Source organism: Streptomyces sp. NPDC001220, from assembly GCF_053597895.1.
Map to the genome: position 1 here is coordinate 251,534 of NZ_JBSFJE010000011.1, position 15,612 is coordinate 267,145.

The window sequence follows — 15,612 nt, forward strand, 5'->3', positions numbered from 1 at the left end:
ACCCGAGCCGCACCGCGAAGGAGCATCCGCATGCCCTCGCACCATCCACGACCGCCCCTGTCCAGAAGGGGCTTCCTGATCGCTGGCGCCGGGACGGGCGCCGCGCTCGGCCTCGCCACCGGCCCCGCGCGGGCCGTCGTCGGCGGCCGCCGTCCGTTCGGGCGGTACGGGTCGCCCGAACGCCGTCTCACCCCGCAGACCTTGTACGTCGACCCGCACGGCCGCGGCGACTTCACCACCGTCCAGGCCGCCGTCACCGCCGCCACCGGCAGCGGCCGTACCCTCGTCCTCGCCCCGGGCGTCTACCGGGAGACGGTCGCCCTCGACACCACCCGCGCCGAGGCCACCTGGATCGGCGCCTCCGAGGACCCGCGTGACGTCGTCATCGTCCACGACAACGCGGCCGGCACCGCCAAGCCCGGCGGCGGGACCTACGGCACCACCGGCTCCGCCACCGCCACCGTGCAGGCCGACGGCTTCACCGCCCGCTGGATCACCTTCGCCAACGACTGGCTGCGCGCCGACCACCCGGACATCACCGACACCCAGGCCGTCGCCCTCAAGGCGCAGGGCGATCGCAGCGCCTTCCACCACTGCCGCTTCCTCGGGCATCAGGACACTTTGTACGCCGACTCGACGGCCCTCGGCGTCTTCGCCCGCCAGTACTTCGCCGACTGCTACGCCGAGGGCGACGTCGACTTCGTCTTCGGGCGGGCGACCGCGGTGTACGAGCGGTGCCACTTCCGCACCCTGGACCGGACCGACCTGGCGGCCGCCCCGTACGGGTTCGTCTTCGCGCCCTCGACCGCCCGTGCCGATGCACACGGGTTCCTCGCCGTCCGCTGCCGGTTCTCCTCCGGAGCGCAGGACGGTGCGTACAAGCTGGCCCGCCCCTGGGTGCCCAGCTCCGATCCCACCGCCTGGCCCTCGCTGGTCGTGCGGGACAGTCTCATCGGCCCGGGCATCGATGCCGTCGCCCCCTACACGAACATGCGGGACGCCTATCCCTGGCAGTCCATGCGGTTCCACGAGTACCGGAACCACGGGCCGGGCGCGGTGATCACCGTCCCCGACAACCGGCCCCAGCTCAGCGCCGCCGAGGCCGTGTCGCACACCCCCGCCGCCTACCTCGGCGACTGGAAACCCGTCCGCCGGCCCTGATCGACGAAAGGACCCGCACGTCATGCGTCGTATCAGCTTTCTCACCGCGCTCGCCGTGACCACGGCGTCGCTCGGACTCGCCGTGCTCGCCACCCCGGCGCACGCGGCGACCGTCGTGGTCAGCAACTCCACCGACCTGACCAACGCCATCAAGAACGCCACCGCCGGTACGGTCATCCAGGTCCGCGGCGGCACCTACTACCCGACCGCCACCCTCCAGTCCACCGCCAACGGCACCTCGTCGTCGCCGGTCACCCTCACCGCGTACGGCTCGGAGACCGTGAAGATCGACGGGTCCTCGCTGCCCTCCGGCTCCTGGATCCTCAAGCTGACCGCCGACTACTGGAACGTCTCCGACATCACCTTCCAGAACTCCCCGGACAGCGCGGTCGTCTGCCAGTCCTGCACCGGAACCAACTGGAACAACATCAAGACCATCGACGGCGGCGACTCCGGTTTCACGCTCACCGGGGACGGCACGGTGAACAACACCGTCAAGAACATCGACTCCTACGGCAACTACGACGCCGCCACCCACGGCGAGAACGCCGACGGTATCGCCGTCAAGTTCGGCTCGGGCACCGGGAACCTGATCTCGGCGGCGCGGACCTACGACAACTCGGACGACGGGATCGACTTCTGGTCCTTCTCCTCGCCGGTCACCATCGAGCACACCTGGTCCTTCGGCAACGGATACAACCGCTGGGGCGACTCCGCGTTCGCCGGTGACGGCAACGGCTACAAGCTGGGCGGCGACGGCGAGGTGGTCGCCCACGTCGTCAACAACTCGGCCGCCTGGGGCAACGCCGGCAACGGGTTCACCGAGAACTCCAACACCGGCGCGATCGTCATCAACCGCACCACCGCCTACGCCAACGGCAACTGGGGCTACTACTTCGCCACCAGCGCCGCCCGGCTCGGCAAGAACCTCGCCGTGAGCAACGGGAGCGGCCTGGTCAGCAAGGGCTCCTCGGTCGTGTCGGCCGGCAACAACTGGGACAGCGGGATCGGCACCCCCGCGTTCAAGTCGACGGACGCGAGCAGCACGTACAACGCCCGCAGCTCCAGCGGCACACTGCCCGCGACCACCTTCCTGACGACCGCCAGCACCGCCATCGGGGCCACCATGGACTGACCCGGACATCCGGAACCAATCCCTCCAGGGCGCTTGACCCGTTTTTTGCCTGTGGATGAGATATCGATCAGGCAACGGGACTCGCGCCCACCAGGATGACGCGCGTAGAACTCCTGTCATGCATAAGTCACTCCGCATCGCGGCGATCACCGCCTCCTGTGCGGTCGCCGCCGGCGCCCTCTACGGCGCCGGTGCCGCCACCGCCGGCCAGAAGACCGCGAACTCCACCCACGAGCCCTACAACATCGGGCTCCTGGTGAAGGACATCGACACCTACTACGGCACGGCCGCCGACGCGGGCGGCGTCTACCAGGCGTCGCCGACCAGCCCGTACGCCAAGGACCTGGCGCATCTCGACAAGGACGCCCAGCGCTACATCGACCGCGCCGCGCGCAAGGCCCACCGCAAGGGCGAGAAGCCCGCGGTCGTCTTCGACATCGACGACACGCTGCTGCTCAGCCTCGACTACGAGAAGCGCTACAACTACACGTACAACTCCGCCACCTGGGCGGCCTACGTCAACAAGGCCGACCGCCCGGGAGTCTTCGGCAGCGCCGAGCTGGTGCAGTACGCGAAGCAGAAGGGGGTGGAGGTCTTCTACAACTCCGGTCTCAGCGAGGCACAGCGCACCGCCGCCGTCGAGAACCTGAAGAAGATCGGCGCCGACGTCAATCTCGACGCCGGGCACATGTTCCTCAAGGACGCGGCCAACCCGCCGTCGTACCTGAGCGGTTGCGCCACCGCTGGCAGCTGGACCTGCACCACCGTGCAGTACAAGTCCGGCACCCGTAAGCACATCGAGAAGGACCTCGGGTACGACATCATCGCCAACTTCGGCGACCAGTACTCGGACCTGGACGGCGGCCACGCGGACCGCACGTACAAGCTGCCGAACCCGACGTACTTCGTGTCGTAGGCCGCAGGCCTCGGCGGCGGACGCGGCAACCCTTTCCGGCCGCGGTGGCGACTGGGAGACAGAAACGGGCCGGGGCAGCCCCTCCGGCCCGTTTCGCTCCCCTCGTCAGCACGTCGTCATCGGCGACGTCAAGGAAAGGAACGCCCAGTGCGCTTCAGCACGGGACGCCACCGCAGGACCCGTACCCTCTCGATCGCCGCGGCGGTGGCCGTCGCGGCGGGCGCGGGCGGCGTCTACCTCGGCCTGTCGAACGGCGGTGCCCAGGCCGCCACCAGCACGGTCACCGTCTCCACCACCGCACAGCTGGAGTCGGCCGTCGCGCACGCCACCGCCGGCACCGTCATCCAGGTCCGCGCGGGCACCTACTACCCGACCGCCACCCTCAAGTCGACGGCCGGCGGTACCGGTGCGAGCCGCATCACGCTCAAGGCCTACACCAGCGAGAAGGCTGCTTGCCTATGAGTCCCCGTCGGCTGTCGATTGGGTAGCGAAGTCGCCCGTCACCGCGTACTGCCTGCCGCCCGCGCTGCCGGTGATCGTGTAGCCGTCCTTCTTGGCGTCGCGGCCGCCCTGCTCGTGGTTGTACTGGCCCGCGAACACCCACTCGCCGACCGCGACCTTGCTGCCCGGCTTGAGCGTCCACGTATAGACGAGGAAGCCGTCCCGCTCGGTGACCGACTGCGTGAAGTCGGTCTCCGGCAGGGAGCGCCAGGCTCCGGCGTCGGACACCCCGCCGGTCTGGGCCACCTTCAACCGCACGGTGAGCGCGGTCAGTTGCGCGGAGGTCTTCAGGGTGACGTCGGACTGCGCCCAGAAGTCGTTGCTGTGCGGGTCCACCGAGCCGTCCGACCAGAGCGGCCCGTCCTGCTCGCCCCTCACGACGGGTGCCGCGGGGGTGGCGGAGGCCTTCGGGGTCGCCGAGGGCGTCGAACTCGCCTTGGGGGAGGAGTGGGTCGAGGGCACGCCGGGGGCCGGCGGAGCGGCGGTGCGGGACGGCGGGCGGCTGGTCGCGTCCGGCGAGGCGGAGGGCGTCGGCGACACCGCGACCGTCCTCTCGGTGGGCGGGTCCTTCACGGCCGAGGCGACCGCGTAGCCGCCGACGCCGAGGACCGCGGCGACCGCCGCCGTGGCGCTGACCACCCGGACCCAGCCGAACAGGGGCGGCAGGGTGGCGCGGTGGCCGGGGCGGCCCTGCGCGGCCATGCCCCGCTCGACCCGGGCCAGGATGCGGGCGCGGTCGGGTTCGTGCTCCTCGGCCGTCTCGTGCAGCCGGGCGCGCAGCTCGTCGTGCACGTCCTGCTGCCTCATCGGTTCCTTCCTCCGCTCTCACCGGCGCGCGGCCCCATCGCCGCGTGCACCCGCTGCGGCACACCCTGGGAGTCGCCGAGCAGTCTCTGCAGCTCGGCCATGCCCTTCGAGGTCTGGCTCTTAACGGTACCCACCGAGATCCCGAGGGCGAGCGCGGTGTCCTTCTCCGACAGGTCGAACGCGTGCCGAAGCACCACACACGCCCGTTTGCGGAACGGCAGGCGGCGCAGCGCCCCCTGGACGTCGACCACGCCGGCGATGTCCGGGTTCTCGGTCTTCTCCTCGCGGGGCGACCAGAACAGGGCGATACGGCGTCGCTCGCGCACGGCGCTGCGGATGCGGGTGCGGGCCAGGTTGGCGACGACACCCCGGGCGTAGGCCACCGGGTGGTCGGCCGCGCGCACCCGGTCCCAGCGGTGCCAGAGCGCCAGCAGCGCGTCGGCGGCCAGGTCGTCGGCGGCGTCGGCCTCGCCGGTCAACATGTGGGCGAGGCGGGAGAGTTCGGCGTAGTGGCGTTCGAAGAAGGCATGGAACTCCGCGGAGGCGGCGTCGTCGACGACTGTGCCCACGGGTGACCTCTTCTGTCAGGGTGTCCGCGCCATGCGCGCCTGTGTCATGCCTGCCTGTGCCATGCGTGCCTGTGTCATGCGAATGACAGGTGGATCGACATGCGAACGTGCGGAGGAACGTTCCGGCGAGATCCGGAGCGTAGCAGTGATCTTTTTGTGTGTGCCGTACGGGGGTTCGGTGGCGGTCCGGGCGACCGGAGTCCATCGGGCCTGATTCCGTAACACGGAGAAAACCTGAAACCGGTTCGACGCGGGAACAATCCAGCCAGCATCCGCACACGATCGCTCAGGCAACGAGGAGTACGACCATGTCCGAGTCGCAGAAGGTGGACGAGCGGCAGAGCGCCCCGCCACCTGCCGGCAACACCGTCGACCGGTTCTTCAAGATCTCCGAACGAGGGTCCACCTTCGGCCGGGAGATACGCGGCGGCTTCGCCACGTTCTTCACCATGGCCTACATCCTTGTCCTGAACCCCATCATCCTCGGCAGCGCCAAGGACAAGTTCGGCCACACCCTCGACACCGGCCAACTGGTCACCGCCACCGCGCTGGTGGCCTGTGTGATGACGGTCATCATGGGCGTCGGCGGCAACCTGCCGCTGGCCATCGCGGCCGGGCTCGGCCTCAACGCCGTGGTGGCCTTCCAGTTGGCGCCGCTGATGAGCTGGTCCGACGCGATGGGCCTGGTCGTCCTCGAAGGCATTCTGATCTGTGTGCTGGTGGTGACCGGCCTGCGTGAAGCGATCATGAACGCGATCCCGCAGGCGATGAAGCAGGCGATCGGGGTCGGCATCGGTCTGTTCATCGCCTTCATCGGCTTCGTCGACGCCGGGTTCGTCAGCCGGATCCCGGACGCCGCGAACACCACCGTGCCGGTGCAGCTGGGCGCCGTCGGCCGGCTCACCGGCTGGCCCGTACTGGTCTTCTGTCTTGGCGTGCTCCTGACCATCGCACTGGTCGCGCGCAAGGTGAAGGGCGCGATCCTGATCAGCATCGTCACCATGACCGTCGTGGCGATCGTCATCGACTCGGTCGCCGACATCAAGAGCTGGGGCCTGACCACGCCGAAGGTCCCCGACAAGATCGTCGACACCCCCGACTTCGGACTCCTCGGCCACTTCAGCCTGTTCGGCGGCTTCGCCGAGGCCGGCGTCCTCACCGCCGTCCTGCTGGTCTTCACGCTGATCCTGTCCGACTTCTTCGACGCCATGGGCACGATCGTGGGCATCAGCGCGGAGGCCGGGCTGCTCGACGAGAAGGGGCAGGTGCCCGGCATCGGACGGGTGCTGTTCATCGACGGCGCGGCGGCGGTGGCCGGCGGTGTGGGCTCGGCCTCCTCCAACACGGCGTACATCGAGTCGGCGGCGGGGGTGGGCGAGGGGGCGCGCACCGGCTTCGCCAACCTGATCACCGGCGGGCTGTTCGGACTCGCGCTCTTCCTGACGCCGCTGCTGACGATCGTGCCGCTACAGGCGGCGGCGCCGGCGCTGATCGCCGTGGGCTTCCTGATGATGACCCACGTCAAGCACATCGACTGGGACAAGTACGAGATCGCCATCCCGGCGTTCCTGACGATCGCCGCGATGCCGTTCACCTACTCGATCACCGACGGGATCGGGGCGGGGTTCCTGGCGTACGTGGTGATCAAGGCGGTGCTGGGGAAGGCGAAGGAGGTCAACTGGCTGCTGTGGGTCGTGTCGGCGCTGTTCCTGGTGTACTTCGCGATCGATCCGGTGGAGCAGGTGCTGGGTGTGAAGTAGGGGGTGGGGCGCGGGGGTGCGCTTTCGGCCGCGGGTTGTTCGTGGCTGGTCGCGCAGTTCCCCGCGCCCCTACGGGGCGCTCTACTTCAACGCCGCCTGCATCATCGCCTTCGCCACCGGCGCCGCCAGCCCGTTGCCGCTGACCTCCGTCCTCGCCGCGTCCGACTGCTCGACCAGGACCGCCACCGCGACCTCCTTGCCCGTGCCGTCGGACTTGCCGTACGAGGTGAACCAGGCGTACGGGGTCTTGGAGTTGTTCTCGCCGTGCTGGGCGGTGCCCGTCTTGCCGCCCACCGTCACGCCGTCGATCCGGGCGTTCGTGCCGGTGCCCTGCTCGACGACCGTCTGCATCGCGGACTGCAACTGCTCGGCCGTCCCGGAGCTGACGATCTGCTCGGTGCTGGTGTCGTCGTCGTAGTTCTTCAGCACGTCGCCACCGCTGTCGGTGATCTGCGAGACCATGTGCGGCGAGACCAGCTTGCCGCCGTTGGCGATCGCGGCGGAGACCATGGCCATCTGCAGCGGGGTCGCCGTGACGTCGAACTGGCCGATGCCGGAGAGGCCGGTCTGGGCCTTGTCCATGTCCGACGGGTAGACGCTGGCCCAGGCCCGCACCGGGATGTCCTGCTTGGCGTTGTTGAAGCCGAACTTCTCGGCCATCGCCCGCACCTTGTCCTGGCCGAGCTCGACGGCCATCTTGCCGAAGACGTTGTTGCAGGAGTAGCGCAGCGCCGTACGGATCGAGGCGTCCTCGCAGGGGGCCGTGCTGCTCTCGTTCCGCAGCGGGGTCGTCGTGCCCGGCAGGGTGTACGGGTTCGGGCTGTGGGTCTTGTCGTCGACGTTGGCGTAGAGGCCGTCCTCCAGCGCCGCCGCCGCGACCACCAGCTTGAACGTCGAACCCGGCGGCAGCGGCTGGCGCAGCGCCCGGTTGGTGAGCGGCTTGTCCGCGTCGGCGGTCAGCTTCTTCCAGGCCACACCGGCCGTGTTGGCGTCCGTGAGCGAGGAGGGGTCGTACGACGGGGTGGACACGACCGCGAGGATCTTGCCGGTCTTCGGGTCGATCGCGACCGCCGCGCCCTTCTTGTCGCCGAGCGCCCGGTACCCCGCCTTCTGGACGGCCGGGTCGATCGTCGTGATCACGTTGCCCGGGTCGGCGCGCTGGCCGGTGACCGTGTCCATGACCGTCTTCAGCCGTGTGTCGGTGCCGTTCAGCAGGTCCTGGTAGATGCCCTCCAGCTGGGTCGGGGCATAGGCCTGCGAGGCGTAGCCCGTCACGGCCGCGTACAGCCTGCCGTCCCTGTACGTGCGCTTGTACTTGAGGTCACTGCTGCTCAGGGTCCGTGCCGAGCCGGTGATCGAGTCACCGGCCACGATGATGTTCCCGAGCGGCCGCGAGTACGTCTCGATCGCGTTGCGCCGGTTGTCCGTGTCGTCCGCGAGGGCCTGGCCGTCGTAGAACTGCACCCATGTCGCCCTGACCAGCAGAGTGAGCACGAGCAGCAGCGCGAAGACGGACGCTCGCCTGATCGTCTTGTTCATTCCGCTCAGACAGACGAGCGAAGACGGGTCGTCCGTTCCCGTGCGGGCGGATTTCTCATCGTCCGCTCATGCGGCGCCGCGCTAGAGCCGTCGCGTCGCCAGCGTCAGGCGGTCCCGGGCGTCGAACAGCGCGTCCTTGATCATCTGTTCGTGTGCGGGGGTGAGCCGGGCCACCGGGACCGAGCAGCTGATCGCGTCGCGGGCCGGGGTGCGGTACGGGATCGCCACCCCGAAGCAGCGCAGCCCGAGCGTGTTCTCCTCGCGGTCGATCGCGAAGCCCTGTTCACGGATCTGGTGGAGCTCCTCGATGAGCTTCTCGCGGTCCGTGAGGGTGTGCTCGGTGAGCGCCGGGAGGGTCTCCGGGAGCAGCTTGCGGACCTGCTCGTCGGTGTGGGTGGCGAGCAGCGCCTTGCCCAGGGAGGTCGAGTGCGCGGGGAGCCGGCGGCCGACCCGGGTGAAGGGGCGCAGGTAGTGCTGGGACTGGCGGGTGGCCAGGTAGACCACGTTCGTGCCGTCGAGGCGCGCCAGGTGGATGGTCTCCGTGGTGTCGTCGGAGAGCCGGTCCAGGGTCGGGCGGGCCGCCGCGACCACCTCGTCGCCGTCGATGTAGGAGGTGCCGACCAGCAGGGCCCGGACCCCGATGCCGTACCGGGTGCCGGTCGCGTCCGTCTCCACCCAGCCCAGCTCCACCAGGGTGCGCAGCAGCATGTAGAGGCTGGACTTGGGATAGCCCACGGCCTCCTGGACCGCCGCGAGGGAGTGCATACCGGGCCGGCCGGCGAAGTACTCGAGCAACTCCACGGTCCGTACCGCGGACTTGACCTGTGCCCCGCCGCCTGTCTCGCCTGCCGACATCGCCCTTGACCCCTTCGTTGGACGAGAAACCGAGGTTATAGTCTCCAACAGCATATTCATCATCAGAGATAGCGTTCAGTATATCGAACATCCCTGGTGAGTGACCCGGCTCTGCGGCAGAACGCAACTCATGGAGGAACCCGCGGTGGCAGCAGCACCAGTCTGGAGTGTCGACCCGCGTACCGGGAAGCAGCGTGAACAGGTTGCGGTGGAAGCCACAGCCGAGGAGGTGGACACCACCGTCACCGCGGCGCACGCCGCACGCGGCTCCCTCGCCGACCGCACGGTCCGCGCCGCCTTCCTGCGGTCCGCCGCCGCCGGACTCGACGCGGCCAAGGGCCACCTCGTGGAGGCCGCCGACGCCGAGACCGCGCTCGGTCCGGTCCGTCTCACCGGGGAGCTCGCCCGCACCACCTACCAGCTGCGGGCCTTCGCCGACATCGTCGACGAGGGCGCCTTCCTCGACGTCATCGTCAACCACCCCGACGCCACCGCCACCCCGCCCGTCCCCGACCTGCGCCGCTACAAGGTCCCGCTGGGCGTCGTCGCCGTCTACTCCGCCTCCAACTTCCCCTTCGCCTTCTCGGTCGCCGGCGGCGACACCGCGAGCGCGCTGGCCGCGGGCAACCCGGTCGTCGTCAAGGCCCACCCCGACCACCCGGGCCTGTCCGAGCTGGTCGCCAAGGTGCTGCGCCGGGCCGCGGCCGAGCACGGCATCCCCGCCGAGGTGGTCGGTCTGGTGCACGGCTTCGAGGCCGGCATCGAGCTGATCAGGCACCCGCTGGTCGCCGCGGCCGGCTTCACCGGTTCGGTGCGGGGCGGCCGTGCGCTGTTCGACGCGGCCGCCGCGCGTCCGGTGCCGATCCCGTTCCACGGCGAGCTGGGCTCCCTCAACCCCGTCCTGGTCACGGAGGCCGCGGCCGCCGAGCGCGGCGGGGAGATCGGCACCGGGCTCGCCGGTTCGATGACGCTGGGCGTGGGCCAGTTCTGTGTGAAGCCGGGCCTGGTGCTGGTGCCGGCCGACGCCGCCGGTGACGGCCTGGTCAAGTCCCTCACGGACGCGGTCAGCGACACCGACGCGGGCGTGCTGCTCGACCACCGGATGCGGGACAACTTCGTCGCCGGGGTCGCCGAGCGCGCCGAACTCCCCGACGTGGAGAGCCCGGTGACACCGGGCGCGGGCGGCGAGCACACCGTCAGCGCGGGGTTCCTCACGGTGCCGGCGAGCCGGCTGGCCGAGGAGGGGGCGTACGACCTGCTCCTGGAGGAGTGCTTCGGGCCGGTGACCGTGGTGGTCCGGTACGCGGACCGGGGCGAGGCGACGGCGGTGCTGTCGCGGCTGCCGGGGAATCTCACGGCGACGGTGCACGTCTCCGCCGAGGAGGCCGCGGGGGAGGGTCTCGGGGCGGAGATCCTCGCGGAGCTCACGCCGCTGGCCGGGCGGGTGCTGGTCAATGGGTGGCCGACGGGGGTTGCCGTGGCGTCGGCCCAGCACCACGGTGGGCCCTACCCCGCTACGACGTCCACGTCCACTTCTGTGGGCGGTACGGCCATCGAGCGGTGGCTGCGGCCGGTGGCGTACCAGGGGGTGCCGGAGGCTCTGCTGCCGGTGGAGTTGCGGGACGAGAATCCGCTGGGGCTTCCTCGGCGGTTCAACGGGGTGCTGGAGCGGTAGCGCCGAGGGGGCGCGGGTGCGTTGCGGTGTGCCGGTTCGTGGTTGCTCGCGCAGTTCCCCGCGCCCCTTGAAGTCGGCTGCCCCTGCGTCTGTTTCAAAGTGACCCTGACACAATCCGACCATGGACGTGGAACTTCCCGAACTTCCCTTTCCCCTCCGTACCTACGGGCCCGACGGGCACTGGTTCTATGAGGGCGGTGTGCTCACCGGGTGGGCCGGGGCCCGGCAGGACCGGTTCGTGTCGCCCACCGGGGAGGCCCTGGATCCCGCCTCGGACGCGCCCCGGCTGCTCGGGGCGCCCGAGGGGGACTTCCAGCTGATCGCCCGGGTCACCGTCGGATTCGGCGCCGCCTTCGACGCCGGTGTGCTGTACGTCCACGTCGGTGACCGGGCCTGGGCCAAGCTCTGTCTGGAGAACTCCCCGGACGTCCCCACCGTCTGCACGGTGGTCACCCGGGGGCACTCCGACGACTCCAACGCCTTCACGGTGGAGGGGAGTTCGGTCTGGCTGCGGATCAGCCGGACCGGGCGGGCGCTCGCCTTCCACGCTTCCCGCGACGGCAAGAGGTGGGTCTTCGTGCGGCTGTTCACGCTGGGCGGGGAGAAGGAGACGGAGGGCGCCCTGGTCGGCTTCATGACCCAGTCGCCGATAGGGGAGGGATGTGTGGTGACGTACGACCACATCGAGTTCAGGCCCGACTGGCCGGCCGATCTCCGCGACGGAAGCTGAGCGGGAAGACCACGGCGAGAAGGACGGCCTTGGAACCGGCGCGGGCCTGATCGCGTCCTCCGTTGCATGATCAGGGACCCTCTGAAGGGGCTGCGGGTGATCCGTACGGCCCTGCCCGCCGAGGCCGAGAAGATCGCCGCGCTGCACCACCGGGCCCGGTCGACGTACTACCCGGACGGCCTCCCGGACGACGACGTCGACTGGACGGCGGCCTGGCGGGGAGCAGTCGAGCGGCCCGACGGGCAGGTGCTGTGCGTGGTGGAAGCGGGCGTGATCACCGCGATCGCCTCCTTCCGTACACCGGAGGGCGGGCCCGCGGAAACGGTCAAGCTGTTCCAGTTCCATGTCGACCCCGACCACTGGCGGGCCGGGGTCGGCACCGCCCTGCACGGCGCCTGCCTGGAGCAGTGGCGCGCCGACGGCAGGCGGACGGCCGTGCTCGACGTGCACACCGACAACCGGCGGGCCCAGGCCTTCTACGCCCGCCAGGGCTGGGTGCCGGACCCGGACCAACCGCCCGCCGACGGTGACCACCATCTGTACCTGCGGTACACGGTGGGCGGGGAATGAAGCGGGCTGATTGAAGGTTCAGGCAGTTGAGAGACGTCTTACTACCTGGAGAGCCGAAGACATGCGCGTCGAGATCTGGAGCGACATCGCCTGCCCGTGGTGTTACGTGGGCAAGGCCCGCTTCGAGAAGGCGCTCGCCGCCTTCCCGTACCGTGAGCAGGTCGAGGTCGTGCACCGCTCCTTCGAGCTGGACCCCGGCCGTGCCAAGGACGACGTCCAGCCGGTGCTGGCGATGCTCACCAAGAAGTACGGCATGAGCGCGGCGCAGGCCCAGGCCGGCGAGGACAACCTGGGTGCCCAGGCCGCCGCCGAGGGCCTCGACTACCAGACGCGAGGCCGGGACCACGGCAACACCTTCGACATGCACCGGCTGCTGCACTTCGCCAAGGAGCAGGGCCGCCAGGACGAGCTGATCCAGCTCCTGTACCGGGCCAACTTCGCCGAGGAGCGGTCCCTGTTCACCGAGGGCGCCGAGCGGCTCGTCGAACTGGCCGTGGCGGCCGGGCTGGACGCGGAGGATGTGCGCGGGGTGCTCGCCGACCCGGCCCGCTACGCCGACGACGTCCGCGCCGACGAGCGCGAGGCCGCCGAGCTCGGCGCCAACGGGGTGCCCTTCTTCGTCCTCGACCGAAAGTACGGGGTCTCCGGCGCCCAGCCCGCCGAGGTGTTCACCCAGGCGCTCGGCCAGGCCTGGGGTGCGCGTTCCCCGCTGCAGCTCATCGACGAGGGTGACGCCGAGGCCTGCGGGCCGGACGGGTGCGCGGTCCCGCAGCACTGAGAAACCCCAGGTCAGAGCGGTCGTATAAGCAGGGCTTAGCGGTTCTGCGTAAAAATCCGCAATGGACGGGGGGTTCGGTGGGCCGCAGAGTGGAGCCATGGAGACCACGGAGACGTTCGAGAGCCTCGTCCGCGCCGAGTTCACCCCGAAGAGCACCTACCTGAACACCGCCAGCAACGGCCTGCTGCCGGCCCGCACCGTCGCCGCCCTGCACGAGGCGGCGCTGCTGCGGGCCGAGGGCCGTCCGCTGACCTCGCTGTACGAGGACGTGGAGGCCGCCCGGGCCGCGTACGCCCGGCTCGCCGGCGTCCCCGCGACCCGGGTCGCGGTGGGCGCGTCGGTCGCCGCGCACTCCGGTGTGATCGCCGCCTCGCTGCCCGCCGGCGCCGAAGTCCTCACCGCCGAGGACGACTTCACCTCCGTGCTGAACCCGTTCCACGTCCGCGGCGACCTCAAGGTCCGCGCCGTGCCGCTGGAGCGGATCGCCGAGTCCGTCCGCCCCGGCACCGCTCTGGTCGCGGTCAGCGCCGCCCAGTCCGCCGACGGACGCGTCGCCGACCTGCCGGCCCTGCGGGAGGCCGCCCGCGAGCACGGGGCGCTTACCTACGTCGACTTCTCCCAGTCCGCCGGCTGGCTCCCGATGAACGCCGACGACCACGACTTCTCGGCCGCGGTCTCCTTCAAGTGGCTGCTCGGCCCGCACGGCACCGCCTTCCTCGTGGTCCCCGAGGACTTCGGCGGGCTGACCCCGCTGCTCGCCGGCTGGGTCGCGGGCGAGGAGCCGTGGGACAGCTGCTACGGCCCGGTCACCGAACTCGCGCACTCCGCCCGCCGGTTCGACCTCACCCACGCCCTGTTCACTCTCGCGGGCCTGCGCCGCTCCCTCGACCTGATCGAGGAACTCGGGGTGGCCGCCGTGCACGCCCACGACGTGGCCCTCGCCGACCGGTTCCGGGCCGGACTCGCCGCCCTCGGGCACGCGCCCCTGCCCGCACCCGGCTCGGCGATCGTCTCGGTGCCCGGACTCGGCGGCCGGCAGCCGGACCTGAGCCGCGCCGGCATCGAGGTCTCCAACCGGGCGGGCAACCTGCGGGCCGCGTTCCACCTGTACAACACCGCCGCGGACGTGGACCGGCTCCTGGACGTGCTCGGCGGCTGAGGGGACGCGGACACGACCGGGCCGGGACCCCGTCCCACGGGAGGTCCCGGCCCGGCCGGCTCAGGGGGAGATCACCGCACGGGCGTGAAGTCCCGCGCCCCGATGCGGTGTCCGATGGCCGCTGCGCGGCGGCCCGGTCGGCTGTGCACTCGCGTCACCGCACCGGCGTGAAGTCCCGCGCCCCGATGAACTCAGGCCGTCGTACCGGGGCCGAGAACGGTTCCACCGCCGCGTTCTCCACGCTGTTGAACACGATGAAGACGTTGCTGCGCGGGAACGGCGTGATGTTGTCGCCGGAGCCGTGCATGCAGTTGCAGTCGAACCAGGTCGCCGAACCGGCCCGGCCCGTGAACAGCTTGATGCCGTACTCGCCGGCCATCGCGGTCAGCGCCTCGTCCGAGGGCGTGCCCGCGTCCTGCATCTGCAGCGACTTCTTGTAGTTGTCCTCGGGCGTGGCACCGGCGCAGCCCAGGAACGTCCGGTGCGAGCCCGGCATGATCATGAGACCGCCGTTGGTGTCGTGGTTCTCGGTCAGCGCGATCGAGACCGACACGGTCCGCATGTTCGGCAGTCCGTCCTCGGCGTGCCAGGTCTCGAAGTCCGAGTGCCAGTAGAAGCCACTGGCCCCGAACCCGGGCTTGACGTTGATCCGCGACTGGTGGACGTAGACGTCCGAGCCGAGGATCTGCCGGGCCCGCCCGACCACCCGCTGGTCGCGCACCAGGTTCGCGAACACCTCGCTGATCCGGTGCACCTCGAAGACCGAGCGGATCTCCTTCGACTTCGGCTCGACGATCGAGCGCTCGTCGGCCCGGATCGCCGGGTCGGCGACCAGCCGCTCCAGTTCCTGCCGGTACACGGCGACCTCGTCGTCCGCGAGGAGGTGCTCGTCGGCGAGGAAGCCGTCCCGCTCGAACGCCTCCAGCCGGTCCGTGGCGATCGGCCCGGCCGCACCGGGCGCCGACCAGACGACCGGGTCCTTGCGGGGTACGGAGACCTCGACCGGGCCACGGCTCGGGTACAGGTCGGTGATCGTGGTCATGGGTCAGCCCTCCTCCGTCAGCAGCGGATAGACGCCGTTCTCGTCGTGGTCCTCCCGGCCGGTGACCGGCGGGTTGAACACGCAGATGCAGCGGAAGTCCTCCTTGACGCGCAGCGTGTGCCGCTCGTGCCCGTCGAGGAGGTACATGGTGCCGGGCGTGATCGTGTACGACGTCCCGGTCTCGCGGTCGGTCAGCTCGGCCTCGCCCTCGACGCAGACCACGGCCTCGATGTGGTTGGCGTACCACATCTCCGTCTCCGTGCCCGCGTAGAGGATCGTCTCGTGCACCGAGAAGCCGACCCGCTCCTTGGCGAGGACGATGCGTTTGCTCTCCCAGGTCCCGGACGCGGCCTTGACGTGCCGGTCGGTGCCTTCGATCTCCTTGAACGAACGGACGATCACGGTGGTGTACAGC

The 15,612-nt window shown here is 70.3% G+C and carries 15 protein-coding genes and 1 pseudogene; 10 read left to right on the forward strand and 6 right to left on the reverse strand.

Annotated elements, in window-relative coordinates:
* Positions 1 to 30: 30 nt before the first annotated feature.
* The 4 genes and pseudogenes from ACWDGI_RS26545 to ACWDGI_RS26560 form a co-directional block, all read left to right on the forward strand.
* Positions 31 to 1,161, forward strand: coding sequence for a pectinesterase family protein (locus ACWDGI_RS26545; protein ID WP_450763002.1), 1,131 nt, complete (start codon positions 31 to 33; stop codon positions 1,159 to 1,161).
* Positions 1,162 to 1,183: 22 nt separating this feature from the next.
* Positions 1,184 to 2,296: a right-handed parallel beta-helix repeat-containing protein gene (locus tag ACWDGI_RS26550; RefSeq protein ID WP_450763004.1), complete on the forward strand. Its 1,113-nt coding sequence runs from the start codon at positions 1,184 to 1,186 to the stop codon at positions 2,294 to 2,296.
* A 118-nt stretch (positions 2,297 to 2,414) separates the two neighbouring features.
* The gene (locus tag ACWDGI_RS26555; protein ID WP_450763006.1) at positions 2,415 to 3,212 is read left to right on the forward strand and encodes an HAD family acid phosphatase; all 798 of its coding nucleotides are present in this window, start codon (positions 2,415 to 2,417) and stop codon (positions 3,210 to 3,212) included.
* Between the two features lie 147 nt (positions 3,213 to 3,359).
* A pseudogene (locus ACWDGI_RS26560) lies at positions 3,360 to 3,659 on the forward strand (right-handed parallel beta-helix repeat-containing protein); the annotation flags it as partial.
* 9 nt (positions 3,660 to 3,668) lie between these two features.
* Here the strand turns inward: ACWDGI_RS26560 and ACWDGI_RS26565 are convergent.
* Positions 3,669 to 4,520 carry a hypothetical protein gene (locus ACWDGI_RS26565; protein WP_450763008.1) on the reverse strand — a complete coding sequence of 284 codons (852 nt, stop codon included), beginning with the start codon at positions 4,518 to 4,520 and terminating at the stop codon, positions 3,669 to 3,671.
* Entirely contained in the window at positions 4,517 to 5,089 is a 573-nt protein-coding gene (locus tag ACWDGI_RS26570) for a SigE family RNA polymerase sigma factor (RefSeq protein ID WP_450763010.1), read from the reverse strand. The genes ACWDGI_RS26565 and ACWDGI_RS26570 overlap by 4 nt, the downstream gene beginning before the upstream one ends.
* Before the next feature lie 308 nt (positions 5,090 to 5,397).
* Between ACWDGI_RS26570 and ACWDGI_RS26575 the strand changes: the two genes are divergently transcribed.
* Positions 5,398 to 6,849 carry an NCS2 family permease gene (locus tag ACWDGI_RS26575; RefSeq protein ID WP_450763012.1) on the forward strand — a complete coding sequence of 484 codons (1,452 nt, stop codon included), beginning with the start codon at positions 5,398 to 5,400 and terminating at the stop codon, positions 6,847 to 6,849.
* An 81-nt stretch (positions 6,850 to 6,930) separates the two neighbouring features.
* On the opposite strand, the gene ACWDGI_RS26580 is transcribed toward ACWDGI_RS26575, so the two are convergent.
* The gene (locus tag ACWDGI_RS26580) at positions 6,931 to 8,388 is read right to left on the reverse strand and encodes a peptidoglycan D,D-transpeptidase FtsI family protein (protein WP_450763013.1); all 1,458 of its coding nucleotides are present in this window, start codon (positions 8,386 to 8,388) and stop codon (positions 6,931 to 6,933) included.
* Positions 8,389 to 8,469: 81 nt separating this feature from the next.
* Positions 8,470 to 9,243, reverse strand: coding sequence for an IclR family transcriptional regulator (locus tag ACWDGI_RS26585; protein WP_351694752.1), 774 nt, complete (start codon positions 9,241 to 9,243; stop codon positions 8,470 to 8,472).
* Between the two features lie 145 nt (positions 9,244 to 9,388).
* Between ACWDGI_RS26585 and ACWDGI_RS26590 the strand changes: the two genes are divergently transcribed.
* From ACWDGI_RS26590 to ACWDGI_RS26610, 5 genes are all read left to right on the forward strand, one after another.
* On the forward strand, positions 9,389 to 10,918 hold the full coding sequence (locus ACWDGI_RS26590) for an aldehyde dehydrogenase (NADP(+)) (RefSeq protein ID WP_450763015.1): 1,530 nt from the start codon (positions 9,389 to 9,391) through the stop codon (positions 10,916 to 10,918).
* Positions 10,919 to 11,039: 121 nt separating this feature from the next.
* Positions 11,040 to 11,648 carry a DUF1349 domain-containing protein gene (locus tag ACWDGI_RS26595; RefSeq protein WP_450763017.1) on the forward strand — a complete coding sequence of 203 codons (609 nt, stop codon included), beginning with the start codon at positions 11,040 to 11,042 and terminating at the stop codon, positions 11,646 to 11,648.
* A gap of 66 nt (positions 11,649 to 11,714) precedes the next feature.
* Positions 11,715 to 12,218, forward strand: a complete 504-nt coding sequence (locus tag ACWDGI_RS26600; protein ID WP_450763019.1) for an N-acetyltransferase family protein — start codon at positions 11,715 to 11,717, stop codon at positions 12,216 to 12,218.
* A gap of 61 nt (positions 12,219 to 12,279) precedes the next feature.
* Positions 12,280 to 12,996, forward strand: coding sequence for a DsbA family oxidoreductase (locus ACWDGI_RS26605; protein ID WP_450763021.1), 717 nt, complete (start codon positions 12,280 to 12,282; stop codon positions 12,994 to 12,996).
* Positions 12,997 to 13,093: 97 nt separating this feature from the next.
* Entirely contained in the window at positions 13,094 to 14,155 is a 1,062-nt protein-coding gene (locus tag ACWDGI_RS26610; protein WP_450763023.1) for an aminotransferase class V-fold PLP-dependent enzyme, read from the forward strand.
* Positions 14,156 to 14,309: 154 nt separating this feature from the next.
* Here the strand turns inward: ACWDGI_RS26610 and thpD are convergent, their stop codons facing one another.
* Together thpD and ACWDGI_RS26620 are read right to left on the reverse strand one after the other, a co-directional pair.
* The gene (gene thpD, locus ACWDGI_RS26615; protein ID WP_450763025.1) at positions 14,310 to 15,197 is read right to left on the reverse strand and encodes an ectoine hydroxylase; all 888 of its coding nucleotides are present in this window, start codon (positions 15,195 to 15,197) and stop codon (positions 14,310 to 14,312) included.
* Between the two features lie 3 nt (positions 15,198 to 15,200).
* Positions 15,201 to 15,599 carry an ectoine synthase gene (locus tag ACWDGI_RS26620; RefSeq protein WP_362720622.1) on the reverse strand — a complete coding sequence of 133 codons (399 nt, stop codon included), beginning with the start codon at positions 15,597 to 15,599 and terminating at the stop codon, positions 15,201 to 15,203.
* Positions 15,600 to 15,612: the final 13 nt, after the last annotated feature.